Consider the following 26,796-nt stretch of genomic DNA (forward strand, 5'->3'; position numbering starts at 1 on the left):
TTCCGGGGCGCCTGCATCGCGGGCAAGCCCGGCTCCCGCAAAAGCAAGACCAAAGAAGATTCACCCGCGCATAAAAATAATCAGTGGGAGTACATCTACATGCAATCGTCCAGGCCGACTCACGTCCGCTATTTGATCCTGCTCATGCTGTTCCTGGTGACCACGATCAACTACGCCGACCGCGCCACCATCGCGATCGCCGGTTCCAGTCTGCAAAAAGACCTCGGCATCGACGCCGTCACCCTCGGCTACATCTTCTCTGCTTTCGGTTGGGCCTACGTGGCCGGGCAAATTCCCGGTGGCTGGCTGCTCGATCGTTTCGGCTCGAAAAAAGTCTACGCCCTGAGCATCTTCACCTGGTCGATGTTCACCGTGCTGCAAGGCTTCGTCGGTGAGTTCGGCCTGTCCACGGCCATCGTGGCGCTGTTCATGCTGCGCTTTCTGGTGGGGCTGGCCGAGGCGCCATCGTTCCCCGGTAACGCCCGCATCGTGGCAGCCTGGTTCCCGACCGCCGAACGCGGCACGGCTTCGGCGATTTTCAACTCGGCGCAGTACTTCGCCACCGTGCTGTTCGCGCCGTTGATGGGCTGGATCGTCTACGCCTTTGGCTGGGAGCATGTGTTCATTGTCATGGGTGTGTTCGGCATCCTGTTTTCACTGATCTGGTTGAAGGTTATCCACAGCCCGCGCCAGCACCCGATGGCCAACGAGGCGGAAGTGAAGTTCATCGCCGACAACGGCGGCATGGTCGACATGGACCAGAAGCAAGGCAAAAAGGCTGACGGCCCGAAGTGGGACTACATCCGTCAGTTGCTGACCAACCGCATGATGCTTGGTGTGTACCTGGGTCAGTACTGCATCAATGGCATCACCTATTTCTTCCTGACCTGGTTCCCGGTGTACTTGGTGCAAGAGCGCGGCATGACCATTCTCAAGGCCGGGTTCATCGCCTCGTTGCCGGCGATCTGCGGATTTATCGGCGGCGTCCTCGGCGGGGTGATTTCCGACTATCTGTTGCGCAAGGGCCACTCGCTGACCTTCGCCCGCAAGGCGCCGATCATTGCCGGTCTGCTGGTCTCCAGCAGCATCGTCGCCTGCAATTATGTCGAAGTGGAATGGATGGTGGTCGGCTTCATGGCCCTGGCCTTTTTCGGCAAAGGCGTGGGTGCGCTGGGCTGGGCGGTGGTTTCCGATACTTCGCCAAAACAGATCGCCGGGTTGAGTGGCGGCCTGTTCAACACCTTCGGCAACATCGCCTCGATCACCACACCGATCGTCATCGGTTACATCATCAGCTCCACCGGTTCGTTCAAGTGGGCGCTGGTATTCGTCGGTGCCAATGCACTGGTGGCGGTGTTCAGCTACCTGGTGATCGTCGGCCCGATCAAGCGTGTGGTACTCAAAGAGCCGCCAACCAATGGCGGTTCCGAGGCCACCGGTAAATTGTCTCAAGCGCATTCCTGAGGAGCGGCGCCATGCAGTTGATTGAACATTCCGACTCGCCGCGCTACATCCGCCTGCACGAGCGGGACAACGTAGTGGTCGTGGTCAACGACCAGGGCGTTCCGGCCGGCACTGCATTTGCCGATGGCCTGGTGACGGTGGATTTTGTGCCGCAAAGCCACAAGGTCAGTCTGGTGGATATCCCCGAGGGTGGTACGGTGATTCGCTACGGCCAGATCATTGGCTATGCGTTGCAGCCGATTCCCCGTGGCAGTTGGGTCAAGGAAGATCAACTGCGCATGCCGACCGCGCCACCGCTGGACAGTCTACCGCTGTCCACCGATGTACCGGCCGCCCAGGCGCCGCTGGAGGGTTACACCTTCGAGGGTTATCGCAACGCTGATGGCACTGTCGGTACGCGCAACATCCTCGGGATCACCACCACCGTGCAGTGCGTCACCGGGGTGCTGGATCACGCGGTCAAACGCATCAAGGATGAACTGTTGCCCAAGTACCCGCACGTCGATGACGTGGTGGCGCTGACTCACAGTTACGGCTGCGGTGTGGCCATTACGGCCACCGACGCCTACATCCCGATCCGCACGGTGCGCAATCTGGCGCGCAACCCGAACCTCGGTGGCGAGGCGCTGGTGATCAGTCTGGGTTGCGAGAAACTCCAGGCCGGGCAGGTGATGCACGAGGACGATGCGTCGGTGGATCTGAGCGAGCCGTGGTTGTATCGCTTGCAGGACTCCAGTCACGGCTTCACCGAGATGATCGAGCAGATCATGGCACTGGCCGACGTTCGCCTGAAGAAACTCGACCAGCGCCGCCGCGAAACCGTGCCCGCGTCCGAGCTGATCCTCGGCATGCAGTGCGGCGGTAGCGATGCGTTTTCCGGGATCACCGCCAACCCGGCGCTCGGTTATGCCTCGGACTTGCTGCTGCGGGCGGGGGCGACGGTGATGTTTTCCGAAGTCACCGAAGTACGCGACGCGATTTACCTGCTGACCTCACGGGCCCAGAGCAAAACCGTTGCCGAGGAACTGGTGCGTGAAATGGACTGGTACGACCGCTACCTGGCCAAGGGCGAGGCGGACCGTAGCGCCAACACCACGCCGGGCAACAAGAAGGGCGGGTTGTCGAACATTGTCGAGAAGTCGCTGGGATCGATCGTCAAATCCGGCAACAGCGCGATCAGCGGTGTACTCGGCCCGGGTGAACGCTTCAAGCAGAAAGGTTTGATTTTCTGTGCGACGCCGGCGAGTGATTTCGTCTGCGGCACTCTGCAACTTGCGGCGGGGATGAACCTGCATGTGTTCACCACCGGGCGTGGAACGCCTTATGGTCTGGCCATGGCTCCGGTGATCAAGGTGTCGACCCGGACCGAACTGGCGCAGCGCTGGCCGGACCTGATCGACATCGATGCCGGACGGATCGCTACCGGTCGCGCGAGCATCGAGGAACTGGGCTGGGAGTTGTTTCACTACTATCTGGATGTGGCGAGCGGCAAGCAGCAGACGTGGGCGGAGAAGCACAAGCTGCATAACGACATTACGTTGTTCAATCCGGCGCCGATCACGTGAGACCGCGAAGGCGATCCGACAGACGCCGGGGGACTGGCTGGCTTATCATTAGCCCCTGACGACGCTCACCTCCAAGGCTCCCCGGCATGCTGGCAATCTTCCTCGAAACCCTGAATATCACCGCGCCGGTGTTTGCCATGCTGTTCCTGGGGGTATTGCTCAAGCGCATCGACTGGATCAACGACAATTTCATCCACACGGCCTCGGCGCTGGTGTTCAACGTCAGCATGCCGGCGCTGCTGTTTCTCGGCATTTTGCATGCCGACCTGCACGCGGCGCTGCAACCGGCGTTGCTGGTCTACTTCGCCGTCGCCACCCTGGCCGGTTTTGCTCTGGCCTGGGGCTGGGCGATTCTCCGCTGCCCGCGCGAGGATCGCGGCATCTACACCCAAGGTGCGTTTCGCGGCAACAACGGGGTGATTGGCCTGGCCCTGGCGGCGAGCATGTATGGCGACTACGGAATTTCCCTCGGGGCGATTCTCGCGGCGTTGGTGATCCTGTTCTACAACACGCTGTCGACCATCGTGCTGGCAGTCTATAGCCCGGTGATCAAGTCCGATCCGTGGAGCATCTGCAAAAGCGTGTTCAGCAATCCGCTGATCATCAGCGTGATTGCAGCGGCGCCGTTTGCCTGGTTCAAGATCGGTTTGCCGGGATGGCTGGAGACGTCCGGCCAGTACCTGGCGCAAACCACGCTGCCGCTGGCGCTGATCTGCATTGGCGGCACATTGTCACTGGCGGCACTGCGCAAGAGCGGGAGCATGGCGCTCAGCTCCAGCCTGCTGAAGATGATCGGCCTGCCGGTGTTCGCCACGCTGGGCGCATGGCTGTGGGGCTTTCGCGGGGCGGAACTGGGGATTCTGTTTCTGTACTTCGGCAGCCCGACGGCGGCTGCCAGTTTTGTCATGGCCCGGGCGGCCCAGGGCAATCATGAACTGGCGGCGGCGATCATTGTGTTGACCACGTTGATGGCGGCGGTGACCACCAACGTCGGGATCTTTTTCCTGCAGTGGGGCGGGTGGATCTAGCCGGAGACCGGGTTTGATCTTTCGGGCCCTTTCGCGAGCAGGCTCGCTCCCACAGGGAAATTGTGATCGCCACAGATCTCATGTGGGAGCGAGCCTGCTCGCGAAGGGGGCAGATCTGTCACTCAGGTTTCTGGTAGGTATCGATCACTTCCTGCGCTGCCCGAAACGCATCGATCGCCGCCGGCACCCCGGCATACACCGCGCAATGCAGCAGCGCCTCGCGGATCTCCTCGACCGTGCAGCCATTGTTCAACGCGCCGCGCACGTGGCCCTTCAATTCCTGCGGGCACTTCAGTGCAGTCAGCGCGGCGAGGGTGATCAGGCTGCGGGTCTTCAGCGGCAGACCTTCGCGGTTCCACACGCCGCCCCAGGCATGTTCGTTGACGAAATCCTGCAAGGGGCGGGTGAATTCGGTGGCGTTGCCCAGAGCACGGTCGACGAATGCATCGCCCATTACCTGGCGGCGGACTTCAACCCCGGATTTCTTCGATTCGGTCATGGCGTATCCCTCTTGTGGTGTTGGCGGCGCCAGGCGCGCACGGACGTGAAAAACAGAAACGTCAGCAGCGTCGGCAGCACATAAAACAGCATCAAACGTTCGAGCTTGCCGGCCAGTGGCATGCCGGTGGTGAACGACACCACATGCAGTGCATACGCCAGGTACAAACCGAGCAGCAACAAGCCTTCGGCGCGGGTCACACGGTAGCCGGAATAGAACACCGGCAAACATAGCGCCGCGACGCCGAGCATTACCGGCAAGTCGAAATCCAGCGCGTTGGGCGACACCGACAGCGGGGTCGGCGCGAGCAGTGCGGTCACGCCGAGTACCCCGAGCAGATTGAACAGGTTCGCGCCGATCACGTTGCCCACGGCAATGTCACGCTGCCCGCGCAGGGCGGCGATCAATGAGGTGGCCAGTTCCGGCAGCGAGGTGCCGACCGCGACCACGGTCAGGCCGATCACCCGCTCGGAGAAGCCCATGTCCGTAGCCACCGCAACAGCTGCGCCCAGCAACAGGTGTCCGGCGAAGACCAGCACGGCCAGCCCGACGACGATCATCAGCAGACTGGTCACCCAGGGCGCTTGCGCCGCTGGCGGCAGTTCCGAGTGCGGACGGGACGAGTGTCGCGACTGGCGCAACAGCAGACCCAGATACAAACCCAGTGCGGCGAGCAGGAGGATGCCGTCGAAGCGGCCGATCTGTTCGTTCCAGGCCAGAACGAACACCAGCAGACTGGCGCCGATCATCAGCGGAATATCCAGGCGCACCAGTTGTCGCGAGACCCGCAATGGAATGATCAGCGCCGAAAGACCGAGGGTCACGAGGATGTTGAATATGCTGCTGCCGATCACGCTGCCGACGGCGATGTCGGGGTTGTGCGTCAGGGTGGCCTGCAGGCTGACCGCCATTTGCGGGGCGCTGCTGCCGAGGGCGACGATGGTCAGGCCGATGATCAGCGGCCGCACATGCAGGCGAGCGGCCAGACGCACGGCGGCCCGCACCATCAGTTCGGCACCGAAAATCAGCAGGGCCAGACCGCTGAGCAGTTCGATCACGTTGATCAGCGGTAAATCGCTCAGTCCGAAAATGGTGGGGGCTCCATCAGTCGTCGAGAGCCTGCACGCGAACCCGTGCCGTGCCGCTGCCCAGCATGCCGAGGCGCTCGGCGGCTTCGCGGGAAACATCGATGATGCGCCCGCGAGTGTGCGGCCCGCGGTCGTTGATACGCACCACGCAGGACTTGTCGTTTTTCAGGTTGGTGACCTTCACCCGCGTGCCGAACGGTAGCTGGCGGTGGGCGGCGGTCAGGGAATTCTGGTTGAACGCTTCGCCGCTGGCGGTGCGTTTTCCGTGGTGTCTGGCTCCGTAATAGGAGGCGACGCCGGTCTGGTCGTAACCATGCGGGTCGATGACATCGGTGCTGGCGCAACCGGCCAGCAAAGAGAGCAGGGCGCAGGCGCCGAGCAGACGTTTCATTTCAAAGGCTCCCAAAAATAATTGGCGAGGGAACCTGCTCCCGCTCGACCGAGAAGAGGTCGCAATTCGGTCAATGCATTCTTTTTCAAAGAGTGCGGTATCCGATTCGGGTCTGCTTTGCAGACCAGCGGGAGCAAGCTCCCTCGCCACAGGGGATCGGAGCCAGTCAATGAATCCTGGCTCCATTGTGGTCAGCCTTCGAGCTTGCTTTTCAGCAGTTCGTTCACTTGCTGCGGGTTGGCCTTGCCCTTGGAGGCTTTCATGGCCTGACCGACGAAGAAACCGAACATCTTGCCGCGTTTGGCTTCGTCTGCCGCACGGTATTGCTCGACCTGCTCGGCGTTGGCCGCGAGCATTTCATCCAGCACCGCCGAGATGGCGCCAGTGTCGGTGACTTGCTTCAGACCACGCTTCTCGATGATTTCATCGGCGCTGCCTTCACCGTTGGCCATCGCTTCGAACACCACCTTGGCGATTTTGCCGGAGATGGTGTTGTCCTTGATGCGCAACAGCATGCCGCCCAGCAGCTCGGCCGAAACCGGCGAATCCTGGATGTCCAGGCTCTGCTTGTTGAGCAGGCTGCCCAACTCGACCATCACCCAGTTCGCCGCCAGTTTGGCGTCGCCGCCGATGCTCGCGACTTTCTCGAAGTAGTCCGCCTGTTCACGGCTGGTGGCCAGCACGTTGGCGTCGTAGGCCGACAGGCCGAAGGCACTCTGGAAGCGCTCGCGCTTCTGCGGCGGCAGTTCCGGCAGGGTGGCACGCACGTCATCCAGGTACGAATCCTCGATGACCACCGGCAGCAGGTCCGGATCGGGGAAGTAACGGTAGTCGTTGGCTTCCTCTTTGCTGCGCATCGGACGGGTTTCGTCCTTGTTCGGATCGTACAGACGGGTCTGCTGGACCACTTTGCCGCCGTCTTCGATGAGGTCGATCTGACGCTGGATCTCGGAGTTGATCGCCTTCTCGATGAAGCGGAACGAGTTGACGTTCTTGATCTCGCAGCGGGTGCCGAATTCGGCCTGGCCTTTCGGGCGTACCGACACGTTGCAGTCGCAACGCAGCGAGCCTTCGGCCATGTTGCCGTCGCAGATGCCCAGGTAGCGCACCAGCGCGTGGATCGCCTTGACGTAGGCCACCGCTTCCTTGGCGCTGCGCATGTCAGGCTCGGAAACGATTTCCAGCAGCGGCGTGCCGGCACGGTTCAGGTCGATGCCGGTGGCACCGCTGAATTCTTCGTGCAGGCTCTTGCCGGCGTCTTCTTCCAGGTGCGCGCGGGTGATGCCGACGCGCTTGACCGTGCCGTCTTCCAGGGCGATGTCCAGGTGGCCTTTGCCGACGATCGGCAATTCCATCTGGCTGATCTGGTAACCCTTCGGCAGGTCCGGGTAGAAATAGTTTTTACGGGCGAATACGTTGTGCTGACCGATCTCGGCGTCAATCGCCAGACCGAACATCACCGCCATGCGCACCGCTTCCTGATTCAGCACCGGCAGGGTGCCGGGCATGCCCAGATCGATCAGGCTGGCCTGGGTATTCGGCTCGGAGCCGAACTGGGTGGAACTACCGGAAAAGATTTTCGACCGGGTGGTGAGCTGTGTGTGAATCTCCAGCCCGATCACGACTTCCCATTGCATGTGTGTCTCCTAGCCTTTTGCTGGGGATTTTGAAACGTCGCGAGCGAAGGTAAGGCAAGGCGAAAACTGGCGAGTAAGCGGAGTTGACTTCAGTCAATGAGCATTACGAGCCAGTTTTCAACGCCGCGTTACCGAGCGCAGCCGTTTCAAAACCCCTGCGGGGTGCGGGTGTGCCAGTCAGTGTGTAACTGATACTGGTGGGCAACGTTCAACAGGCGACCTTCCTGGAAATACGGCGCGAGCAGCTGTACGCCGACCGGCAGACCGTCGACGAAACCGGCCGGCATCGACAGGCCCGGCAGGCCCGCGAGGTTGGCGGTAATGGTGTAGACGTCTTCCAGGTAGGCAGCGACCGGGTCGCTGTTCTTGGCGCCGAGTTTCCAGGCCGGGTTCGGCGTGGTCGGGCCGAGGATGATGTCGACTTCATTGAAAGCCGCCATGAAGTCGTTCTTCACCAAGCGACGGATCTTCTGCGCTTTCAGGTAGTAAGCGTCGTAGTAACCGGCGGACAGCGCGTAGGCACCGACCATGATCCGGCGCTGCACTTCGGCACCGAAGCCTTCGCCACGGGAGCGTTTGTACAGGTCTTCCAGGTTCTTCGGGTCTGCGCAGCGGTGGCCGAAGCGCACGCCGTCGAAACGCGACAGGTTGGAGGAGGCTTCCGCCGGGGCGATCACGTAATAAGCCGGAATGGCGTGCTGCATGTTCGGCAGGCTGATTTCCTTGATCACGGCACCGAGCTTCTGCAGCTCCTTGATGCTGTTCTGGATCAGGTCGGCGATACGCGGGTCGAGGCCGGCACCGAAGTATTCCTTCGGCACGCCGATGCGCAGGCCTTGCAGCGAGCCGTTCAGGCCGGCGGCGTAGTCCGGCACCGGTTCATCGATGCTGGTGGAGTCGTTCGGATCGAAGCCGGCCATACCTTGCAACAGAATCGCGCAGTCTTCGGCGGTGCGCGCCAGTGGGCCACCCTGATCAAGGCTGGAGGCGTAAGCGATCATGCCCCAGCGCGACACGCGACCATAGGTCGGTTTCAGGCCGGTGAGGTTGGTGAACGCGGCTGGCTGGCGGATCGAGCCGCCGGTGTCGGTGGCCGTGGCGGCTGGCAACAGACGAGCCGCAACAGCGGCAGCCGAACCACCGGACGAACCGCCCGGGACGTGTTCCAGGTTCCACGGGTTTTTCACCGCGCCGTACCAGCTCGACTCGTTGGCCGAACCCATGGCGAATTCGTCCATGTTGGTCTTGCCCAGCGTCACGGCGCCGGCAGCGGCCAGCTTCGAAACCACGGTGGCGTCGTACGGCGCCTTGAAGTTGTCGAGCATCTTCGAGCCGCAACTGGTGCGGATGCCCTGGGTGCAGAACAGGTCCTTGTGGGCGATCGGCGCACCGAGCAGGGCGCCGCTCTCACCGTTGGCCCGGCGCGCGTCGGCGGCTTTCGCCTGCTCGAGGGCCAGCGCTTCGGTAAGGCTGATGAAACTGTTGAGCTGCGGATCGAGCTGGGAAATGCGCGCCAGCAGGACTTTGGTCAGCTCTTCGGAGGAAAACTTTTTATCGGCAAGACCGCGGGCGATCTCGGCCAGAGTCATTTGATGCATTGCGGGCTCTTTCCCTTTAGTCGATGACTTTCGGAACCAGATACAGGCCGTTTTCGACCGCTGGCGCGATGGACTGATAAGCCTCGCGGTTATTGCTTTCGGTCACGACGTCGGCGCGCAGGCGCTGACTGGCTTCCAGCGGGTGGGCCAGTGGCTCGATACCGTCGGTATCGACCGCCTGCATTTCGTCGACCAGCCCGAGAATGCTGTTGAGGGCCGAAGTGATATGTGGAAGATCGGCGTCATTGAGGCCAAGGCTGGCCAGATGAGCGATTTTTTCCACGTCGGAGCGTTCTAGTGCCATCGGGATTCTCCAGTGGAAAACAGGACGGACGGCGTCCGTGCGTTGATTTGTCGGAACACTACCGCACTTCTACGGTCATAAGGCCGCGATTGTGGGGCTTGGTGCACAGAAAAGCGGCCAATTTAACATATTGGCGCCTTGCCCAAAATCCCTGTCGTTGTTAGAGTTTGCCGCACTTTTTTACCCACGCGTTGCCTAGGGTCCCTTTCCCATGTTCAAGAAACTGCGTGGCATGTTTTCCAGCGATCTTTCCATTGACCTGGGCACTGCCAACACCCTTATTTACGTGCGCGAGCGCGGCATCGTCCTGAATGAGCCATCGGTTGTGGCCATTCGGACACACGGTAACCAGAAAAGTGTCGTCGCTGTCGGCACCGAGGCCAAGCGCATGCTCGGTCGTACGCCGGGCAACATTGCTGCCATTCGTCCGATGAAGGACGGCGTCATCGCCGACTTCAGCGTCTGCGAAAAGATGCTGCAATACTTTATCAACAAGGTTCACGAAAACAGTTTCCTGCAGCCCAGCCCTCGTGTGCTGATCTGCGTTCCATGCAAGTCCACCCAGGTCGAGCGTCGTGCCATCCGTGAATCGGCCCTGGGCGCCGGTGCCCGTGAAGTGTTCCTGATCGAAGAGCCAATGGCGGCTGCGATCGGTGCCGGCCTGCCGGTTGAAGAAGCACGCGGTTCGATGGTCGTGGATATCGGTGGCGGTACCACCGAGATCGCACTGATCTCCCTGAACGGTGTGGTCTACGCCGAATCCGTACGCGTTGGCGGCGACCGCTTCGACGAAGCGATCATCACCTATGTACGCCGCAACTACGGCAGCCTGATCGGCGAATCCACCGCCGAGCGCATCAAGCAGGAAATCGGTACGGCCTACCCGGGCGGCGAAGTTCGCGAAGTCGACGTTCGCGGCCGCAACCTGGCCGAAGGCGTTCCACGCGCATTCACCCTGAACTCCAACGAAGTGCTGGAGGCTCTGCAAGAGTCGCTGGCGACTATCGTTCAGGCCGTGAAAAGCGCCCTGGAGCAATCGCCGCCGGAACTGGCTTCCGACATCGCCGAGCGTGGCCTGGTGCTGACCGGTGGTGGCGCGTTGCTGCGTGACCTCGACAAGCTGCTGGCCCAGGAAACCGGTCTGCCGGTCATCGTTGCCGAAGATCCGCTGACCTGTGTGGCTCGCGGCGGCGGCCGTGCACTGGAAATGATGGACAAGCACACCATGGACCTGCTCTCCAGCGAATAAGTCGCCGGGTGCAATACGTGGGTGAGCGCACAGGCAGCACTTTGCAGTGCTGCCTGTTGGCGTTTATCTTCTGTCAGTCTTCATCCAGGCCGGTTTGATGCCGTATGAATAAACAGAACATTTGCCTGGGAGGAGCGGCTTATTAAACCGCTTTTCGCCAAGGGCCCCTCACTGGGCGTTCGCCTGCTGGTGCTGGCCGTGCTGTCGGTCGCGCTGATGGTGGTCGATGCCCGTTTCAGCCTGCTCAAGCCTGCCCGCAGCCAGATGTCGCTGGTGCTGATGGACGCTTACTGGATCACCGATCTGCCCGGCAGATTGTGGGAAGGTGTCGCCAGTCAGTTCGGCAGCCGCACCGAGCTGGTCGCCGAAAACGAAAAACTCAAGACCGAGAACCTCCTGTTGCAGGGCCGCATGCAGAAGCTGGCCGCCCTCACCGAGCAGAACGTCCGTCTGCGCGAGTTGCTCAATTCCTCTGCGCTGGTCAACGAGAAGGTCGAAGTGGCCGAACTGATCGGCATGGACCCCAACCCCTTCACTCATCGCATCATCATCAACAAGGGTGAGCGTGACGGAGTGGTCCTCGGCCAACCGGTGCTCGACGCACGCGGACTGATGGGGCAGGTGGTCGAACTGATGCCGTACACCTCCCGCGTATTGCTGCTGACCGACTCGACCCACAGTATTCCTGTGCAGGTGAACCGTAACGGTCTGCGGGCGATTGCCAGCGGCACCGGTAATCCTGAACGTCTGGAGCTGCGGCATGTGGCCGACACCGCCGACGTCAAGGAAGGCGATCTGCTGGTCAGCTCCGGTCTGGGCCAGCGCTTCCCGGCCGGTTATCCGGTGGCGACGGTCAAGGAAGTGATCCACGATTCCGGCCAGCCATTCGCCATTGTCCGCGCCGTGCCAACGGCTGCATTGAACCGCAGCCGCTACTTGCTGCTGGTGTTCAGCGACAACCGGACGGCTGAGGAGCGTGCCAACGATGCGGCGCAGGCTCAGGAAAATCTGGATGCGTTCGGTGGCGGTCCGGTCATTCCGGCAACCGTACCGAAAACGGTGAACACACCGGCTCAGGCCCCCGCTGCGGCGAGCACGCCTGCCGCTGCACCTGCTGCAACGCCGGCCAAACCTGCTGCAAGCAAACCACCGGCGAAACCGACTGCAGCGACGCCGGCGGCCAGCAAGCCACCAGCCGCCCAGCCAGCCAGTGCCCGGCCGGCCGCCAAACCGCCTGCCACCGCGCCGGCCACCACCGGGGGACGAGAGTAATGGTCGGTGTCAAAGCTTCCCGAAACGGCTGGATCGTCTGGCTGACCTTTCTGATCGGTATGCTGCTCAGCGTGTCGCCTTTGCCGCAGTTCATGGAAATCCTCCGCCCATTGTGGCTGGCGTTGCTCCTGGCATTCTGGGCGCTGTACATGCCGCAGATGATCGGCATGGTGACTGCTTTCTGCCTGGGGCTGGCCGAGGATGTGCTGTATGGCACGTTGCTGGGGCAGAACGCCTTGATCCTGACCCTGATCACGTTCCTGGTGCTGTCGTTGCAGCAGCGCCTGCGGATGTTCCCGATGTGGCAGCAGAGCCTGGTGATCCTGGTAATCTTCGGTCTCGCTCAACTCGTACAACTCTGGCTCAGCGCCTTGACCGGCAATCGCCAGCCGACCCTGGCGCTGGTCCTGCCGGCGCTGGTCAGTGCCTTGCTCTGGCCCTGGGTCAGCTTCGCTCTGCGCGGCCTGCGCCGACGTTACAAAATCAACTGATTCGGTCAGGCATGGGCCCCCACCGGTGCCATGAGGCAGGGCACTCAACAGGGAGATGTTTGGATGAAGCCGCTTTACCTCGCCTCGGGATCGCCGCGTCGGCGTGAATTGCTCACGCAGATCGGCGTTCCGTTTACCGCCGTCAGCGCGGATATCGATGAAACCCCTTTCGCCCATGAGTCCCCGTCGGCCTATGTCGAGCGCCTGGCGCGCGGCAAGGCTGACGCCGGGCGGCGCTCTGTCGTCAGCGGCAAACCGTTTTGCGTGTTGGGTGCCGATACCGCTGTGGTGCTGGACGGCAAAATTCTCGGCAAACCGGTGGACGAAGCCGACGCATGCGCCATGCTGATGATGTTGTCCGGCAAGGAGCACGAAGTGCTCACCGCCATCGCCGTACTGGAGGGTGAACGCTGCGAGTCGCAAGTGGTGCGCAGTCTGGTACGGTTCCGGGCAATCAGTCGGGAAGAAGCCGCTGCCTACTGGGCCAGCGGCGAACCAAAGGACAAGGCTGGCGGTTACGGCATTCAGGGGCTTGGCGCGGTGTTCGTCGCCGGACTGAACGGCAGCTATTCGGCCGTGGTCGGTTTACCGGTGTGCGAAAGCGCAGAACTGCTTGGCCGTTTCGGCATACCCTGTTGGCAAAGCCTGAGTGCGCAGTAACCGTCGAACAGATCGAGACGCGGTCATCATTGTGAACATGCCTGAACGAGACCCTGCCATGAGTGAAGAGATTCTGATCAACATCACGCCGATGGAGTCGCGCGTGGCGGTGGTCGAAAACGGTGTGCTGCAAGAAGTGCATGTCGAGCGCACGCAGAAACGCGGGATCGTCGGCAACATCTATAAAGGCAAGGTCGTGCGGGTACTGCCGGGCATGCAGGCGGCCTTCGTCGACATCGGCCTGGACCGCGCGGCGTTCATTCACGCCTCGGAAATCTCCCTGCGCGAAGGCCCGGCGGTGGAAAGCATCAGCGCGCTGGTGCACGAAGGTCAGAGTCTGGTGGTGCAGGTCACCAAGGATCCGATCGGCTCCAAAGGGGCGCGTCTGACCACTCAACTGTCGATCCCGTCGCGCTATCTGGTCTATATGCCGCGCACCGCCCATGTCGGCATTTCCCTGAAGATCGAAGACGAAGCCGAGCGCGAGCGCCTCAAGCAGGTGGTCAGCGACTGTGTGGCCAAGGAAGGCATCAAGGAGGCCGGTGGCTTTATCCTGCGCACCGCTGCCGAAGGGGCCGGGGCTGAGGAGATCCTCATGGACATCCGCTACCTGCGACGCCTGTGGGATCAGATCAACGAGCAGATCAAGACCATCGGCGCGCCAAGTGTGATCTACGAAGACCTCGGTCTGGCCCTGCGCACCCTGCGTGATCTGGTCAGTCCGAAAATCGAGAAAATCCGCATCGACTCCCGGGAAACCTTCCAGAAAACCACGCAGTTCGTCGCCGAACTGATGCCGGAAATCGCCGATCGTCTGGAACACTATCCGGGCGAACGGCCGATCTTCGACCTGTACGGTGTCGAAGACGAAATCCAGAAAGCCCTCGAGCGCAAGGTGCCGCTGAAGTCCGGCGGTTATCTGGTGGTGGATCCGGCCGAAGCCATGACCACCATCGACGTGAACACCGGCGCGTTCGTCGGACACCGCAACCTCGAAGAAACCATCTTCAAGACCAATCTTGAAGCCGCCACGGCGATTGCCCGGCAGATGCGCCTGCGCAATCTGGGCGGGATCATCATCATCGACTTCATCGACATGGAGGATGAAGAGCACCAGCGCCAGGTTCTGCGAACCCTGGAAAAACAGCTGGAGCGCGATCATGCCAAGACCAACATTATCGGCATCACCGAACTTGGTCTGGTGCAGATGACCCGCAAGCGTACACGTGAAAGCCTGGAGCAGGTGCTGTGCGAACCTTGCAGCAGCTGTCAGGGGCGGGGCAAGCTGAAAACCCCGGAAACCATCTGTTACGAGATCTTCCGCGAGATTCTGCGCGAGGCCCGGGCCTATCAGGCCGAGGGTTATCGTGTATTGGCGAACCAGAAAGTCGTCGACCGGTTGCTCGATGAGGAATCCGGCAACGTAGCCGAGCTTGAAGGGTTCATTGGCCGCACCATACGCTTCCAGGTGGAAACCATGTATTCCCAGGAACAATATGACGTGGTGCTGCTCTGATCCCCTGCGTCACTTTTTTCCTGAAACGGCTGGCCTCAGCTTTTTGCAGTATTTTTGCCATGGGAGCCAACTGACATGGAACGTCTGACACGCATTTTTGCCGCACTGACCCGTTGGGGGTTGGGCCTGTGCGCGCTGGTTCTGGTGTTGATGGCGTTGTACGTCAGCCTCGGCCGGGAGCTTGCGCCACTGGTGGCCGAGTACCGCGCCGACATCGAAGACAAGGCCGGTACCGCGCTGGGCATGCCGTTGCAGATCGGCGAACTGGAAGGCGACTGGAGCGGATTTGCGCCGATCCTGCTGGCTCACGACGTCATGGTCGGCGATGGCGCCAATGCCTTGCGTCTGGACCGGGTACGTGCGGTGCCGGATTTGTGGGCCAGTCTGCTGGCTCGCGAAGTGCGCATTGCTCATCTTGAGCTCGATGGCCTGAAGATCAGCCTCAAGGAAGGCGAGGACGGCAAGTGGGCGCTGGAAGGTTTGCCGGTGCAGCAGGACCAGCCCATGGATCCGGAGCAACTGTTCAACCGCATGCAAATGGTTCAGCAACTGTCGGTGCTCGACAGTCAGGTGACCTTGCAGCCGCTGGACCATGCGCCTCTGACCCTTGCTTATGTCGGGATCAATCTCAAGACAGGTACCAATCGCCAGCGCCTCGACGCGCGTCTGAACCTGCCCGACGGGCAACCCGTGGCGCTGAGTCTGCGTACGAAGATTCGCCCCGGTCAGTTGCCGGACAGTACGGTCGAGGGCTACATCAGTCTGCCGCAAAACGATTGGGCGAAATGGCTGCCCGAGCGTCTCACTCGGCAATGGAATTTTTCCGAGATCAAGGCGGGTGGCGAGCTGTGGGTCAACTGGAGCGAGGGTGCCCTGCAAAGCGCTGCCGTTCGTCTGAACGCCCCGCAACTGATTGGCGCGTACGACGAGCGCAAGCCGATCCAGATCAACAATCTGGCGCTCAACGGCTACTTTCAGCGGACCGGTGAGGGCGCTACCGTCACCCTGGATTCGCTGGCGATGAACTTTGGCGAGACGCGTTGGGAGACCCGCGTGCAGATCAGGCAGACGGCTGCCACCGACAAGGTCGACGAACTCTGGCACCTGCAGGCCGATCGCCTCGACCTGACCCCGATCACGCCATTGCTCAACGCACTGGGGCCACTGCCGCAGGGTTTTGCGACGGTGGTCGACCATCTGAAGGTGACCGGTGGCTTGCGCAACGTACTGCTGGATCTGCGACCGAACGCCACCGACGACAGCAAATTCAGTTTCGCCGCGAACCTCGACCGGGTCGGCTTCGACGCCTATCACGGAGCCCCGGCGGCGCGCAATGTCAGCGGCAGTCTGAGCGGCAACCTTGGCGGCGGCGAATTGCGCATGGACAGCAAGGACTTCGTCCTGCATCTCGATCCGATCTTCGCCAAACCATGGCAATACATTCAGGCCAATGCCCGGCTGACCTGGAAACTCGACAAGGAAGGTTTCACCCTGATCGCTCCGTACCTGAAGGTGCTTGGCGAAGAGGGCAAGATTGCCGGCGACTTTCTGATCCGCCTGCATTTCGATCACAACCAGGAAGACTACATGGACCTGCGGGTCGGTCTGGTGGAGGGTGACGGTCGCTACACCGCCAAGTACCTGCCCAAAGTCCTGAGCCCGGCCCTCGACGAATGGTTGCGCACGGCGATTCTCAAAGGCGCGGTGGATCAGGGCTTTTTCCAGTATCAGGGTTCGCTGAACAAGAATGCCGGTGAAGCGGATCGCAGCATCAGCCTGTTTTTCAAGGTGCACGACGCGGAGCTGGCATTCCAGCCAGGCTGGCCGCATGTGAGCAAGGTCAGCGGCGATGTGTTTATCGAGGACAGCGGCGTGCGGATTGTCGCCAGCGAGGGGCAGTTGCTCGACACCCGGGTCAACGATGTCTTCGTCAACATTCCTCATGTGCCGAGCGGTGAGCACAGCCACATGTACCTCGATGGCGAGTTCGCCGGCGGTCTGAGCGACGGTTTGAAGATTCTCCAGGAAGCGCCGATCGGCACTGCCGAGACCTTCGCCGGCTGGGAAGGCGAGGGCGATCTGCAAGGCAGGCTCAAGCTGGACGTGCCGCTGGCCAAGGGCGATCAGCCGAAAATCCTGGTGGATTTCAAAACCGCCAACGCGCGGCTGAAACTGGCCGAGCCGAAGCTGGAGCTGAGCCAGCTCAAGGGCGATTTCCGTTTTGACAGCGCCAAGGGCCTGAGCGGGCAGAACATCAGTGCCCGGGCCTTCGACAAGCCGGTCACCGCACAGATTTTCGCCGATGGAGGCCCCGGCAAGCTCAAGACCCGGGTGACGGCTTCGGGACAGGTCGAAGTCAAGAAACTCACGGACTGGCTGGGCGTGACGCAGCCGTTGCCGGTGTCCGGGACGATTCCTTACCAGTTGCAAGTGAATCTGGACGGTGCCGACAGTCAATTGATGGTCAGCTCCAATCTGAAAGGGGTGACGGTGGACCTGCCTGCGCCTTTCGGCCTGTCGGCCAGCACGGGGCGTGACACCGTGTTCCGCATGAGCCTGCAAGGCCAGGAACGGCGCTACTGGGTCAACTACGATCAACTGGCCAACTTCACCTTTGCGGCGCCACCAAACAGTTTTGCCGAAGGTCGTGGCGAGCTGTTTCTCGGCGTCGGCGAGGCGGTGCTGCCTGGCAATAAAGGCCTGCGGGTGCGCGGCGTGTTGTCCGAGCTGGACGTCAAGCCCTGGCAGGATCTGGTGGACAAATACGCCGGGCAGGATCCTGGCGGCAGCGCCAGGCAATTGCTCAGCGGTGCGGACTTCAAGGTCGGCAAGCTCACAGCCTTTGGCACCACGCTGGATCAGGCTACCGTGCAATTAAACCGTAAACCCGATGCCTGGGCCCTGGCGTTAGACAGTCAGCAGGCCAAAGGCACGGCCAGCCTGCCGGATGCCAAGGGCGTGCCGATTGCGGTGAACCTGCAATACGTGCGCCTGCCGGCGCCCGACCCGACGGTGCAGGCCGACGAAAACTCGCCGGATCCGCTGACCTCGGTCGATCCGAGCAAAATCCCGGCGCTGGATATCACTATCAATCAGCTGTTCCAGGGACAGGACCTGGTTGGCGGCTGGTCGCTGAAAGTTCGACCGACCGCCAAGGGCATTGCCCTGAACAATCTCGATCTGGGCCTCAAAGGCATCCTGTTGCAGGGTAGCGGCGGCTGGGAAGGCGCCCCGGGTGCCACGACCAGCTGGTACAAGGGCCGGATCGGCGGCAAGAATCTCGCCGATGTGCTCAAGGGCTGGGGCTTTGCGCCGAGCGTGACCAGTGAAGAGTTCCACATGGATGTCGATGGTCGCTGGCCGGGCTCGCCGGCATGGTTGGCCACCAAGCGTTTCTCGGGCTCGCTGGATGCATCGCTCACCAAGGGACAGTTCGTCGAAGTCGAAGGCGGCGCTCAGGCGCTGCGAGTGTTCGGTCTGCTGAATTTCAACTCCATCGGTCGCCGGTTGCGTCTGGACTTCTCCGACCTGTTCGGCAAAGGCTTGAGTTACGACCGGGTCAAGGGGTTGCTGGTAGCGAACAATGGCGTGTACGTCACGCAGGAACCGATCAGGTTGACCGGACCGTCGAGCAATCTGGAGCTCAACGGCACGCTGGATCTGGTGGGCGATCAGGTTGACGCCAAATTGCTGGTGACCCTGCCGGTCACCAACAACCTGCCCATCGCCGCGTTGATCGTGGGAGCACCGGCGGTCGGTGGTGCGCTGTTCCTGATCGACAAACTGATCGGTGACCGCGTGGCGCGCTTCGCCAGCGTCAAATACACCGTCAAAGGTCCGTGGAAAGAACCGAAAATCACCTTCGACAAGCCGTTTTGATCAGCCACGCCGCAAACCGATGGAGTAGCATGGCCGTCTACCTCTTGCGGAGTTCGCCATGTCTTTTGCGGTGATTCAAATGGTCAGCCAGAGCGATGTGCTGGCCAATCTGCGTGATGCCCGACGCCTGCTCGAACAGGCGGCCAGCGCCGGCGCGAAGCTGGCGGTGCTGCCGGAGAACTTCGCCGCCATGGGGCGTCGCGACATCGCCGATATCGGTCGTGCCGAAGCGCTGGGCGAAGGCCCGATCCTGCCGTGGTTGAAACAGACCGCCCGTGACCTCAGGTTATGGATAGTGGCCGGCACCTTGCCGTTGCCGCCGGCGGGGCAGCCCGAGGCGAAATCCCATGCCTGTTCGTTGCTGGTGGACGATCAGGGCGAGATGGTTGCCCGTTATGACAAGCTGCATTTGTTCGATGTGGACGTGGCGGACAATCGCGGGCGTTATCGCGAATCCGATGACTATGCTTATGGCAGTGGCGTGGTCGTGGCGGACACCCCTGTCGGCCGGCTTGGCCTGACGGTGTGTTACGACTTGCGCTTCCCGGAGCTGTACAGCGAACTGCGGGCTGCCGGGGCTGAACTGATTACCGCACCCTCGGCTTTCACCGCCGTGACGGGGGCGGCGCACTGGGATGTGCTGATTCGTGCACGGGCGATTGAAACCCAGTGCTACGTGCTGGCGGCGGCCCAGGGCGGGATCCATCCGGGGCCTCGGGAGACCTTTGGTCACGGGGCGATTGTCGACCCGTGGGGCCGCGTGCTGGCGCAACAGGAACAAGGCGAGGCCGTATTGCTGGCCGAGCGTGACAGTGACGAACAGGCGTCCATCCGGGCGCGCATGCCGGTGACGAATCATCGGCGGTTTTTTTCGCAGGGCGCGCAGCGACCTGCTTCAGAACACGAATTTAAGGCGTAAACCTATGAGCGAGTTGTTGTCCTCAGTCAGTGATCATCTGTTGGCGCCCGGCGGCGTGACGATCGAGAGCCTGCAAGGCGTGCTTGGTGATCTGGCCGGCCCGGGCATCGATGCGGCCGATCTGTATTTCCAGGGGCAGATTTCCGAGTCCTGGTCGCTGGAAGACGGCATCGTCAAGGAAGGCAGTTTCAACCTCGACCAGGGTGTCGGCGTGCGGGCCCAGTCCGGTGAAAAAACCGGTTTCGCCTACAGCAACGCGATCACCCTCGAAGCCCTCGGCGCGGCGGCCCGTGCGGCACGGTCTATTTCTCGCGCCGGGCAGAATGGCACGGTGCAGGCGTTCAGCGCGCAGGACGTCGCCCAACTGTACGCGCCGGATAACCCGCTGGAAGTGCTGAGTCGTGCCGAGAAAGTCGAGTTGCTCAAGCGCATCGATGTGGCGACCCGCGCCCTCGATCCGCGAATCCAGCAGGTCAGCGTGAGCATGGCCGGGGTCTGGGAACGGATCCTGGTCGCTTCGACCGACGGCGGCCTGGCTGCCGACGTGCGTCCGTTGGTGCGTTTCAATGTCAGCGTGATCGTCGAGCAGAACGGTCGTCGCGAACGGGGTGGCCATGGCGGCGGCGGGCGTACCGACTACCGTTATTTCCTCGCCGAAGACCGCGCCATGGGGTATGCCCGTGAGGCGTTGCGTCAGGCGCTGGTGAATCTGGAGGCGATCCCGGCACCGGCCGGCACGTTGCCTGTTGTTCTGGGCTCGGGCTGGTCCGGTGTGCTGCTGCATGAAGCGGTCGGACACGGTCTGGAAGGCGACTTCAACCGCAAGGGCAGTTCGGCCTACAGCGGGCGGATGGGGGAAATGGTTGCCTCCAGACTCTGCACCATTGTCGATGACGGCACACTGGCCGGTCGTCGCGGCTCCCTGAGCGTCGACGACGAAGGCACGCCGACCGAGTGCACCACGCTGATCGAAAACGGCGTGCTCAAAGGCTACATGCAGGACAAGCTCAATGCGCGCCTGATGGGCGTGGCCAGCACCGGCAACGGTCGCCGTGAATCCTACGCGCACCTGCCGATGCCACGAATGACCAACACCTACATGCTCGGCGGCCAGAGCGATCCGGCGGAAATCATCGCGTCGGTGAAGAAAGGCATCTACTGCGCCAACCTCGGCGGCGGCCAGGTCGATATCACCAGTGGCAAGTTCGTGTTTTCCACCAGCGAGGCGTATCTGATCGAGGACGGCAAGATCACCGCACCGGTCAAGGGCGCGACGTTGATCGGCAACGGTCCGGAAGCGATGAGCCGGGTGTCGATGGTCGGTAACGATCTGGCGCTGGACAGCGGTGTGGGGACGTGTGGCAAGGACGGGCAGTCGGTGCCGGTGGGCGTGGGTCAGCCGACGCTGAAAATCGATGCGATCACCGTGGGTGGCACGGGCGCATAAGCGGGGAGGGAGCTTCGGGTGGCGCGCAGTGCGGCCACCCGGTGGCGAATATCAACGCAGACCGCGTTGAGTCTCGTCCAGCTCACGGATGTATTTGAAGATCTTGCGGCTCGAGGCAGGAGGTTTGTTATGTGCAACCTCGTGCTGGGCCTGCCGGATCAGCGAGCGCAGTTGCTGGCGGTCGGCGTCCGGGTACTCGACGACGAATTTCTCCAGCACGGCATCGTCACCGCCGATCAGGCGGTCACGCCAGCGTTCGAGGTTGTGGAAACGCTCGTTGTACTGGCGGGTAGAGGCATCGAGTTGATCGAGCAGCTCAAGGATCGCGGTGGTGTCCTGATCGCGCATGAGTTTGCCGATGAACTGCAAATGCCGTTTACGTGCAATGTGCGCAACGTGTTTGGGCGCATCGGCCAGAGCCCGGCGCAGGGCATCGGTCAGTGGCAGTTTGGCCAGCCGGTCCGGCTTGAGTGTCGTAAGGCGCTCGCCGAGGTCAACCAGAGCATGCAGCTCGCGTTTGACCTGGGATTTGCTTTTTTCTCCCGTATCGAGGGAGTCGTCGTAAGAATCAACCATGGTGGCAGTCCGCAAAGAAACGCCGCCATGATAACCAGTCGGGGGCCGCTTGTCCGGCCCGGTCGCTCGAAGGCCCCAGCCGAAAGCAGAATTTGAGTGGAGATGAGCATGAGTGCAGTTGAAAGCGTCGGCCCGCAGGCATTGCCGGCACTGCAGGAACAGGTCGAGCAGATCATCGCCGAAGCCAGACGTCAGGGCGCCAGTGCCTGCGAAGTGGCGGTGTCGCTGGAGCAGGGCCTGTCGACCTCGGTGCGCCAGCGTGAAGTCGAAACGGTCGAGTTCAACCGCGATCAGGGTTTCGGCATCACCTTGTACGTCGGCCAGCGCAAGGGCTCGGCCAGCACCTCCGCCACCGGGCCGGATGCGATTCGCGAGACCGTTGCCGCGGCGCTGGCGATTGCCAGACATACTTCCGAAGACGAAGCCTCGGGGCTGGCCGACCCGGCACTGATGGCCAAGGATATTCAGGACTTCGATCTGTTCCACGAGTGGGGCATCACTCCAGAGCAGGCCATCGAGAAGGCGTTGCTCTGTGAAGCTGCCGCGTTCGACGCCGATGCACGCATCAAGAACGCCGATGGCACCACGTTGAGCACTCATCAGGGCTGCCGCGTGTATGGCAACAGCCACGGTTTCATCGGCGGGTACGCATCCACCCGGCACAGCCTGAGCTGCGTGATGATCGCCGAGGCCGAGGGCCAGATGCAGCGTGATTACTGGTACGACGTGAATCGCCAGGGCGGTTTGTTGGCTGATCCGGTGAGTATCGGCCAGCGTGCGGCGCAGCGGGCTGCGAGCCGCCTGGGCGCGCGTCCGGTGCCGACCTGCGAAGTGCCAGTGCTGTTTTCCGCTGAACTGGCCGGTGGGTTGTTCGGCAGTTTCCTGTCGGCGGTGTCCGGCGGCAGTCTGTATCGCAAGGCGTCGTTCCTGGAAGGCACGCTGGGGCAGAAGCTGTTTCCGGAGTGGCTGACCATCGATGAGCGTCCGCATCTGATGCGCGCCATGGGCAGCGCCGCCTATGACGGTGACGGCCTGGCGACCTATGCCAAACCGTTTGTCGAAAAAGGTGAATTGGTGTCTTACATCCTCGGCACTTATTCCGGCCGCAAGCTGGGTATGCCGAGCACCGCCAACGCCGGTGGCGTGCACAACCTGTTCGTCACCCATGGGGATGAAGATCAGGCGGCTTTGCTGCGGCGCATGGGGCGTGGGTTATTGGTGACCGAGTTGATGGGGCATGGCCTGAACATGGTTACCGGCGATTACTCCCGCGGCGCAGCCGGTTACTGGGTCGAGAACGGTGAAATCCAGTTCCCGGTGCAGGAAGTGACCATCGCCGGCAACATGCGCGACATGTTCAGGCAGATCGTCGCGGTCGGTAACGATCTGGAACTGCGCAGCAACATTCGCACCGGTTCTGTGTTGATCGAACGGATGACCGTCGCGGGCAGTTAAGCCGCAGTTTGGTACAAAAAAAGGCGCGCCACCCGGTGGGGTGGTGCGCCTTTTTTGTGTCTGCACAATTTCGGGCGGATCTCACCGCAAGGTATTTTCAACTGCCCTCGTCGAAGTAGTTGTTGATCAGGGCGACCAGTGCATCCATGGCTTCCTGTTCCTGATGTCCCTCGGTGCTCAAGTGGATTTTGGTGCCTTTGCCTGCGGCGAGCATCATCATGGCCATGATGCTTTTTCCATCGACCGTGGTGTCGGGCGTGCGGCCCACCCGGATCGTGCAGTCGGGAAACTGACCCGCCACGCCAACGAACTTTGCCGACGCCCGGGCATGCAGGCCCAGCTTGTTGATGATTTCGATTTCACGAGCAGGCATCGCGGTGTGAGTCCTATGGCTAGCTGAGGTCGCGGTGGCGGACCTGGACGTTTTTCAGGGTTTTCTGCAGGGCCTGACCCAGACGTTCGGTCAGGTAGACGGATCGGTGATGCCCGCCGGTGCAGCCAATGGCAATGGTGACGTAGGCACGATTGCTTGCGGCGAAGCGCGGTAACCACTTGAACAGGTAGGCGTAGATGTCCTGAAACATCTCTTCCACTTCCGGCTGCCCAGCCAGATACTCGGCCACCGGCTCGTCGAGACCCGATTGCGCGCGCAGCTCCGGTTTCCAGTACGGATTGGGCAGACAGCGTACATCGAATACCAGATCCGCATCCACCGGCATGCCGCGTTTGAAACCGAACGACTCCACCAGGAACGCCGTGCCGGGTTCCGGCTGGTTCAGCAGTCGCAGCTTGATGGTGTCGCGCAACTGGTAAAGATTGAGATTGGTGGTGTTGACCTTCAGGTCGGCCAGATCGGCGATCGGGCCCAGCAGGGCTGTTTCGTCGTTGATGGCTTCAGCCAGCGAGCGGTTTGCACTGCTCAGCGGGTGACGACGACGGGTTTCCGAGAAACGCTTGAGCAGGGTTTCTTCATCGGCATCCAGATACAGGACGTCGCACTGGATGTGCCGGCTGCGGACTTCCTCGAGCAACTCCGGAAAGCGCGAAAGATGGCTCGGCAGGTTGCGTGCATCGATCGATACCGCGACCAGTGGCTGAGACAGTTCCGTATGAATCAGTGCGCGTTCCGCCAGCTCCGGCAGCAGGCCGGCCGGCAGATTGTCGATGCAGTAGTAACCGTTGTCCTCAAGGACATCCAGTGCGGTGCTCTTGCCCGAGCCGGAACGGCCACTGACGATGATCAAGCGCATGTTTAGTGCCCGTTTTGCTCGTCCAGGACAACCTGATACAAGGCTTCGTTGGTTGTGGCGCGACGCAGTTTCTCGCGTACTTCCTTGCGGTCGAGCATGCTGGCGATCTGACGCAGCAGCTCCAGGTGCGCATCGGTGGCAGCTTCCGGGACCAGCAGCACGAACAGCAGGTCAACCGGCGCGCCATCGATGGCGTCGAAGTCGATAGGCGCTTCCAGGTGCATCAAGGCACTGATGGGCGCTTCACAGCCCTTGAGACGGCAGTGAGGAATGGCGATGCCGTTGCCAAAACCCGTCGAGCCGAGTTTTTCACGGGCAATCAGCGCTTCGAAGACGTCTTGCATCTCCAGATCCGGGACTTCCCGGGCGATCAGGTTGGCAATTTGTTCGAGGGCTTTCTTTTTACTGCCGCCCGGCACGTTCACCAGGGAACGGCCGGGGGTCAGGATGCTTTCAAGTCGGATCATGGGGGTGGGGGTTATCGACCGGTCGCGCCCTGGAGCAGGCTCTGGGTCTTTTCCTTATGCTTTTTGAGTTGTTTATCAAGCTTGTCGGTCAGCGCGTCGATCGCCGCGTACATATCGGTATGTTCCGCGTTGGCGACGACCTCGTTGCCGGGAATATGCAGCGTGGCTTCGATTTTCTGCTTCAGTTTTTCGACGCACATCGTGACTTGCACGTTGGTGATCTTGTCGAAATGTCCCTCAAGCCTCTTGAGCTTTTGCTCAACGTATTCACGGAGAGGTGGGGTAACTTCCAGTTGGTGTCCACTGATGTTGACTTGCATACAGCTTCTCCTTCGTTGCCAGTGCATAAAGCGGCAGGCCGAAGAGCCTGCCACTGGAACGCTGTAACGTGGCTTACATCAACCGCTTGCGTTCGCTCGAAGGCGCGATTCCGAGGGATTCGCGATACTTGGCGACGGTGCGGCGAGCCACCTGAATGCCTTGTGCCTCCAGTAAACCAGCGATCTTGCTGTCGCTCAACGGCTTTTTCTGATTTTCCGCAGCGACCAGTTTCTTGATGATCGCGCGGATCGCCGTGGACGAGCATTCGCCGCCTTCGGAGGTGCTGACGTGGCTGGAGAAAAAGTATTTCAGTTCATAGATGCCCCGGGGGGTATGCATGAATTTTTGCGTGGTCACCCGGGAAATCGTCGACTCGTGCATGCCCACCGCTTCGGCAATGTCATGCAGGACCAGGGGCTTCATGGCTTCGTCGCCATACTCCAGGAAGCCGCGCTGATGTTCGACGATCTGGGTGGCCACTTTCATCAGGGTTTCGTTGCGGCTCTGCAGGCTCTTGATGAACCAGCGGGCTTCCTGCAACTGATTGCGCATGAAGGTGTTGTCGGCGCTGGTGTCGGCTCGACGGACGAAACCGGCGTATTGAGCGTTGACCCGCAGGCGCGGCACCGATTCCTGGTTCAGCTCCACCAGCCAGCGCTCGTTGTCCTTGCGCACGATCACGTCAGGCACCACGTACTCGGCTTCGGTGGATTCGATCTGCGAGCCTGGGCGCGGGTTGAGGCTCTGGACCAACTCGATGACCTGGCGCAGTTCATCTTCCTTGAGCTTCATGCGCCGCATCAACTGGCTGTAGTCGCGGCTGCCGAGCAAGTCGATGTAATCGGTGACCAGGCGTTTGGCTTCATTGAGCCAGGGGGTCTTGGCTGAAAGCTGGCGCAACTGCAGCAAGAGGCACTCGCCCAGGTTGCGGGCGCCGATGCCGGCGGGTTCGAACTGCTGGATGCGATGCAGGACGGCTTCGATCTCGTCCAGTTCGATGTCCAGTTCCGGATCGAACGCATCGAGAATTTCTTCGAGGGTTTCGTCGAGATAGCCCTGATTGTTGATGCAGTCGATCAGGGTCACGGCGATCAGGCGGTCGGTGTCGGACATCGGCGCCAGATTCAGTTGCCACAGCAGGTGGCTTTGCAGGCTTTCGCCGGCGGAGGTGCGGGTGGTGAAATCCCACTCGTCGTCATCGCTGCTGGGCAGGCTGCTGGCGCTGGTCTGGTAGACGTCTTCCCAGGCGGTGTCCACAGGCAATTCGTTGGGGATGCGTTCGTTCCATTCGCCGTCCTCGAGATTGTCGACCGTCGGCGCGGTTTCCTGATAGGAAGGCTCCTGAATCTCGGTATTGGGCTTCTGCTCGGCGCTGTCGGCCAGCGGGTCGGAATTGTCGAAGTCGTCGCCATCTTCCTGGCGTTCGAGCATCGGATTGGATTCCAGAGCCTCCTGGATCTCCTGCTGCAGATCCAGGGTCGACAATTGGAGCAGGCGGATGGCCTGTTGCAGCTGCGGTGTCATCGTCAGCTGCTGGCCCATTCTCAAGACTAGCGATGGTTTCATGGCAGGGGCTTAACACCTTATTCGCCGGCGCTATGCGCCATCCACTACAGGGCGCCGAAGCGCCAAATTCAAGCAAATTATATGCCCGAAACTGTCGTGTTTGCCTAGAGCGCTGTAACAATAAAAGCCTATAAAAATGCGCTTCAACGTTACA

24 protein-coding genes are annotated in these 26,796 nt (G+C 61.4%); 12 read left to right on the forward strand and 12 right to left on the reverse strand.

Annotated elements, in window-relative coordinates; genetic code table 11:
• Window positions 1-15: 15 nt before the first annotated feature.
• The 3 genes from NWV16_RS05105 to NWV16_RS05115 all read left to right on the forward strand — a co-directional run bounded on the left by NWV16_RS05105 (window position 16) and on the right by NWV16_RS05115 (window position 4,057).
• A complete protein-coding gene (locus tag NWV16_RS05105) occupies window positions 16-1,464 on the forward strand; it encodes an MFS transporter (RefSeq protein ID WP_409519373.1) in 1,449 nt (482 codons plus the stop codon).
• Between the two features lie 11 nt (window positions 1,465-1,475).
• Window positions 1,476-3,029, forward strand: coding sequence for a galactarate dehydratase (garD, locus tag NWV16_RS05110; RefSeq protein ID WP_260522214.1), 1,554 nt, complete (start codon window positions 1,476-1,478; stop codon window positions 3,027-3,029).
• A gap of 86 nt (window positions 3,030-3,115) precedes the next feature.
• Entirely contained in the window at window positions 3,116-4,057 is a 942-nt protein-coding gene (locus tag NWV16_RS05115; RefSeq protein WP_260522215.1) for an AEC family transporter, read from the forward strand.
• 118 nt (window positions 4,058-4,175) lie between these two features.
• Here NWV16_RS05115 and NWV16_RS05120 read toward each other — a convergent pair whose 3' ends face one another.
• The 6 genes from NWV16_RS05120 to gatC all read right to left on the reverse strand — a co-directional run bounded on the left by NWV16_RS05120 (window position 4,176) and on the right by gatC (window position 9,574).
• The gene (locus NWV16_RS05120; RefSeq protein ID WP_260522216.1) at window positions 4,176-4,556 is read right to left on the reverse strand and encodes a carboxymuconolactone decarboxylase family protein; all 381 of its coding nucleotides are present in this window, start codon (window positions 4,554-4,556) and stop codon (window positions 4,176-4,178) included.
• Complete coding sequence (locus tag NWV16_RS05125) at window positions 4,553-5,614, reverse strand: calcium/sodium antiporter (RefSeq protein WP_260522217.1); 1,062 nt, start codon at window positions 5,612-5,614, stop codon at window positions 4,553-4,555. Before NWV16_RS05125 ends, NWV16_RS05120 begins: the two co-directional genes overlap by 4 nt.
• A gap of 46 nt (window positions 5,615-5,660) precedes the next feature.
• Window positions 5,661-6,035, reverse strand: a complete 375-nt coding sequence (locus NWV16_RS05130; protein ID WP_065260832.1) for a septal ring lytic transglycosylase RlpA family protein — start codon at window positions 6,033-6,035, stop codon at window positions 5,661-5,663.
• Window positions 6,036-6,226: 191 nt separating this feature from the next.
• Window positions 6,227-7,672 carry an Asp-tRNA(Asn)/Glu-tRNA(Gln) amidotransferase subunit GatB gene (gene gatB, locus NWV16_RS05135; protein WP_260522218.1) on the reverse strand — a complete coding sequence of 482 codons (1,446 nt, stop codon included), beginning with the start codon at window positions 7,670-7,672 and terminating at the stop codon, window positions 6,227-6,229.
• Window positions 7,673-7,818: 146 nt separating this feature from the next.
• Window positions 7,819-9,270: an Asp-tRNA(Asn)/Glu-tRNA(Gln) amidotransferase subunit GatA gene (gene gatA, locus NWV16_RS05140; protein ID WP_260522219.1), complete on the reverse strand. Its 1,452-nt coding sequence runs from the start codon at window positions 9,268-9,270 to the stop codon at window positions 7,819-7,821.
• A 16-nt stretch (window positions 9,271-9,286) separates the two neighbouring features.
• Window positions 9,287-9,574: an Asp-tRNA(Asn)/Glu-tRNA(Gln) amidotransferase subunit GatC gene (gene gatC, locus NWV16_RS05145; protein WP_085698446.1), complete on the reverse strand. Its 288-nt coding sequence runs from the start codon at window positions 9,572-9,574 to the stop codon at window positions 9,287-9,289.
• Window positions 9,575-9,785: 211 nt separating this feature from the next.
• Between gatC and mreB the strand changes: the two genes are divergently transcribed.
• From mreB to tldD, 8 genes are all read left to right on the forward strand, one after another.
• A complete protein-coding gene (gene mreB, locus NWV16_RS05150; RefSeq protein ID WP_002555108.1) occupies window positions 9,786-10,823 on the forward strand; it encodes a rod shape-determining protein MreB in 1,038 nt (345 codons plus the stop codon).
• A gap of 141 nt (window positions 10,824-10,964) precedes the next feature.
• Window positions 10,965-12,095, forward strand: coding sequence for a rod shape-determining protein MreC (mreC, locus tag NWV16_RS05155; RefSeq protein ID WP_260523481.1), 1,131 nt, complete (start codon window positions 10,965-10,967; stop codon window positions 12,093-12,095).
• Window positions 12,095-12,586: a rod shape-determining protein MreD gene (mreD, locus tag NWV16_RS05160; protein ID WP_065260837.1), complete on the forward strand. Its 492-nt coding sequence runs from the start codon at window positions 12,095-12,097 to the stop codon at window positions 12,584-12,586. Before mreC ends, mreD begins: the two co-directional genes overlap by 1 nt.
• Window positions 12,587-12,649: 63 nt before the next feature.
• Window positions 12,650-13,246: a nucleoside triphosphate pyrophosphatase gene (locus tag NWV16_RS05165; RefSeq protein ID WP_260522220.1), complete on the forward strand. Its 597-nt coding sequence runs from the start codon at window positions 12,650-12,652 to the stop codon at window positions 13,244-13,246.
• Window positions 13,247-13,304: 58 nt separating this feature from the next.
• Window positions 13,305-14,762, forward strand: a complete 1,458-nt coding sequence (gene rng / locus NWV16_RS05170; RefSeq protein ID WP_260522221.1) for a ribonuclease G — start codon at window positions 13,305-13,307, stop codon at window positions 14,760-14,762.
• A 75-nt stretch (window positions 14,763-14,837) separates the two neighbouring features.
• Window positions 14,838-18,641 (forward strand): YhdP family protein, encoded by a 3,804-nt coding sequence (locus tag NWV16_RS05175; protein ID WP_260522222.1) that lies wholly within the window; start codon window positions 14,838-14,840, stop codon window positions 18,639-18,641.
• Window positions 18,642-18,699: 58 nt separating this feature from the next.
• Window positions 18,700-19,560: a carbon-nitrogen hydrolase family protein gene (locus tag NWV16_RS05180; RefSeq protein WP_260522223.1), complete on the forward strand. Its 861-nt coding sequence runs from the start codon at window positions 18,700-18,702 to the stop codon at window positions 19,558-19,560.
• A 4-nt stretch (window positions 19,561-19,564) separates the two neighbouring features.
• A complete protein-coding gene (gene tldD / locus NWV16_RS05185) occupies window positions 19,565-21,007 on the forward strand; it encodes a metalloprotease TldD (RefSeq protein ID WP_260522224.1) in 1,443 nt (480 codons plus the stop codon).
• Window positions 21,008-21,058: 51 nt separating this feature from the next.
• On the opposite strand, the gene yjgA is transcribed toward tldD, so the two are convergent.
• Window positions 21,059-21,583: a ribosome biogenesis factor YjgA gene (gene yjgA, locus NWV16_RS05190; RefSeq protein ID WP_260522225.1), complete on the reverse strand. Its 525-nt coding sequence runs from the start codon at window positions 21,581-21,583 to the stop codon at window positions 21,059-21,061.
• 102 nt (window positions 21,584-21,685) lie between these two features.
• On the opposite strand from yjgA, the gene pmbA reads away from it, so the two are divergent.
• Window positions 21,686-23,038 (forward strand): metalloprotease PmbA, encoded by a 1,353-nt coding sequence (pmbA, locus tag NWV16_RS05195; protein WP_260522226.1) that lies wholly within the window; start codon window positions 21,686-21,688, stop codon window positions 23,036-23,038.
• 97 nt (window positions 23,039-23,135) lie between these two features.
• On the opposite strand, the gene NWV16_RS05200 is transcribed toward pmbA, so the two are convergent.
• The 5 genes from NWV16_RS05200 to NWV16_RS05220 all read right to left on the reverse strand — a co-directional run bounded on the left by NWV16_RS05200 (window position 23,136) and on the right by NWV16_RS05220 (window position 26,642).
• Complete coding sequence (locus NWV16_RS05200) at window positions 23,136-23,411, reverse strand: HPr family phosphocarrier protein (protein WP_065260845.1); 276 nt, start codon at window positions 23,409-23,411, stop codon at window positions 23,136-23,138.
• Between the two features lie 19 nt (window positions 23,412-23,430).
• Window positions 23,431-24,288 carry an RNase adapter RapZ gene (rapZ, locus tag NWV16_RS05205; protein ID WP_065260846.1) on the reverse strand — a complete coding sequence of 286 codons (858 nt, stop codon included), beginning with the start codon at window positions 24,286-24,288 and terminating at the stop codon, window positions 23,431-23,433.
• A gap of 2 nt (window positions 24,289-24,290) precedes the next feature.
• Window positions 24,291-24,755: a PTS IIA-like nitrogen regulatory protein PtsN gene (ptsN, locus tag NWV16_RS05210; protein ID WP_065260847.1), complete on the reverse strand. Its 465-nt coding sequence runs from the start codon at window positions 24,753-24,755 to the stop codon at window positions 24,291-24,293.
• 11 nt (window positions 24,756-24,766) lie between these two features.
• Complete coding sequence (gene hpf, locus NWV16_RS05215) at window positions 24,767-25,075, reverse strand: ribosome hibernation-promoting factor, HPF/YfiA family (protein ID WP_065260848.1); 309 nt, start codon at window positions 25,073-25,075, stop codon at window positions 24,767-24,769.
• Window positions 25,076-25,148: 73 nt separating this feature from the next.
• The gene (locus tag NWV16_RS05220) at window positions 25,149-26,642 is read right to left on the reverse strand and encodes an RNA polymerase factor sigma-54 (protein WP_260522227.1); all 1,494 of its coding nucleotides are present in this window, start codon (window positions 26,640-26,642) and stop codon (window positions 25,149-25,151) included.
• Between the last annotated feature and the right edge of the window lie 154 nt (window positions 26,643-26,796).

The organism is Pseudomonas sp. BW7P1 (genome assembly GCF_024981055.1).
Taxonomy (GTDB): Bacteria; Pseudomonadota; Gammaproteobacteria; order Pseudomonadales; family Pseudomonadaceae; genus Aquipseudomonas; species Aquipseudomonas bananamidigenes.

Coding starts and splice junctions, on each gene's coding strand:
- mreB (WP_002555108.1), top strand. CDS start 9,786: ATGTTCAAGAAACTGCGTGGCATGTTTTCCAGCGATCTTTCCATTGAC.
- rng (WP_260522221.1), top strand. CDS start 13,305: ATGAGTGAAGAGATTCTGATCAACATCACGCCGATGGAGTCGCGCGTG.
- NWV16_RS05120 (WP_260522216.1), bottom strand. CDS start 4,556: ATGACCGAATCGAAGAAATCCGGGGTTGAAGTCCGCCGCCAGGTAATG.
- NWV16_RS05165 (WP_260522220.1), top strand. CDS start 12,650: ATGAAGCCGCTTTACCTCGCCTCGGGATCGCCGCGTCGGCGTGAATTG.
- gatC (WP_085698446.1), bottom strand. CDS start 9,574: ATGGCACTAGAACGCTCCGACGTGGAAAAAATCGCTCATCTGGCCAGC.
- hpf (WP_065260848.1), bottom strand. CDS start 25,075: ATGCAAGTCAACATCAGTGGACACCAACTGGAAGTTACCCCACCTCTC.
- NWV16_RS05130 (WP_065260832.1), bottom strand. CDS start 6,035: ATGAAACGTCTGCTCGGCGCCTGCGCCCTGCTCTCTTTGCTGGCCGGT.
- NWV16_RS05115 (WP_260522215.1), top strand. CDS start 3,116: ATGCTGGCAATCTTCCTCGAAACCCTGAATATCACCGCGCCGGTGTTT.
- yjgA (WP_260522225.1), bottom strand. CDS start 21,583: ATGGTTGATTCTTACGACGACTCCCTCGATACGGGAGAAAAAAGCAAA.
- mreD (WP_065260837.1), top strand. CDS start 12,095: ATGGTCGGTGTCAAAGCTTCCCGAAACGGCTGGATCGTCTGGCTGACC.
- tldD (WP_260522224.1), top strand. CDS start 19,565: ATGAGCGAGTTGTTGTCCTCAGTCAGTGATCATCTGTTGGCGCCCGGC.
- NWV16_RS05200 (WP_065260845.1), bottom strand. CDS start 23,411: ATGCCTGCTCGTGAAATCGAAATCATCAACAAGCTGGGCCTGCATGCC.
- gatB (WP_260522218.1), bottom strand. CDS start 7,672: ATGCAATGGGAAGTCGTGATCGGGCTGGAGATTCACACACAGCTCACC.
- rapZ (WP_065260846.1), bottom strand. CDS start 24,288: ATGCGCTTGATCATCGTCAGTGGCCGTTCCGGCTCGGGCAAGAGCACC.
- gatA (WP_260522219.1), bottom strand. CDS start 9,270: ATGCATCAAATGACTCTGGCCGAGATCGCCCGCGGTCTTGCCGATAAA.
- pmbA (WP_260522226.1), top strand. CDS start 21,686: ATGAGCATGAGTGCAGTTGAAAGCGTCGGCCCGCAGGCATTGCCGGCA.
- garD (WP_260522214.1), top strand. CDS start 1,476: ATGCAGTTGATTGAACATTCCGACTCGCCGCGCTACATCCGCCTGCAC.
- NWV16_RS05180 (WP_260522223.1), top strand. CDS start 18,700: ATGTCTTTTGCGGTGATTCAAATGGTCAGCCAGAGCGATGTGCTGGCC.
- NWV16_RS05220 (WP_260522227.1), bottom strand. CDS start 26,642: ATGAAACCATCGCTAGTCTTGAGAATGGGCCAGCAGCTGACGATGACA.
- ptsN (WP_065260847.1), bottom strand. CDS start 24,755: ATGATCCGACTTGAAAGCATCCTGACCCCCGGCCGTTCCCTGGTGAAC.
- NWV16_RS05175 (WP_260522222.1), top strand. CDS start 14,838: ATGGAACGTCTGACACGCATTTTTGCCGCACTGACCCGTTGGGGGTTG.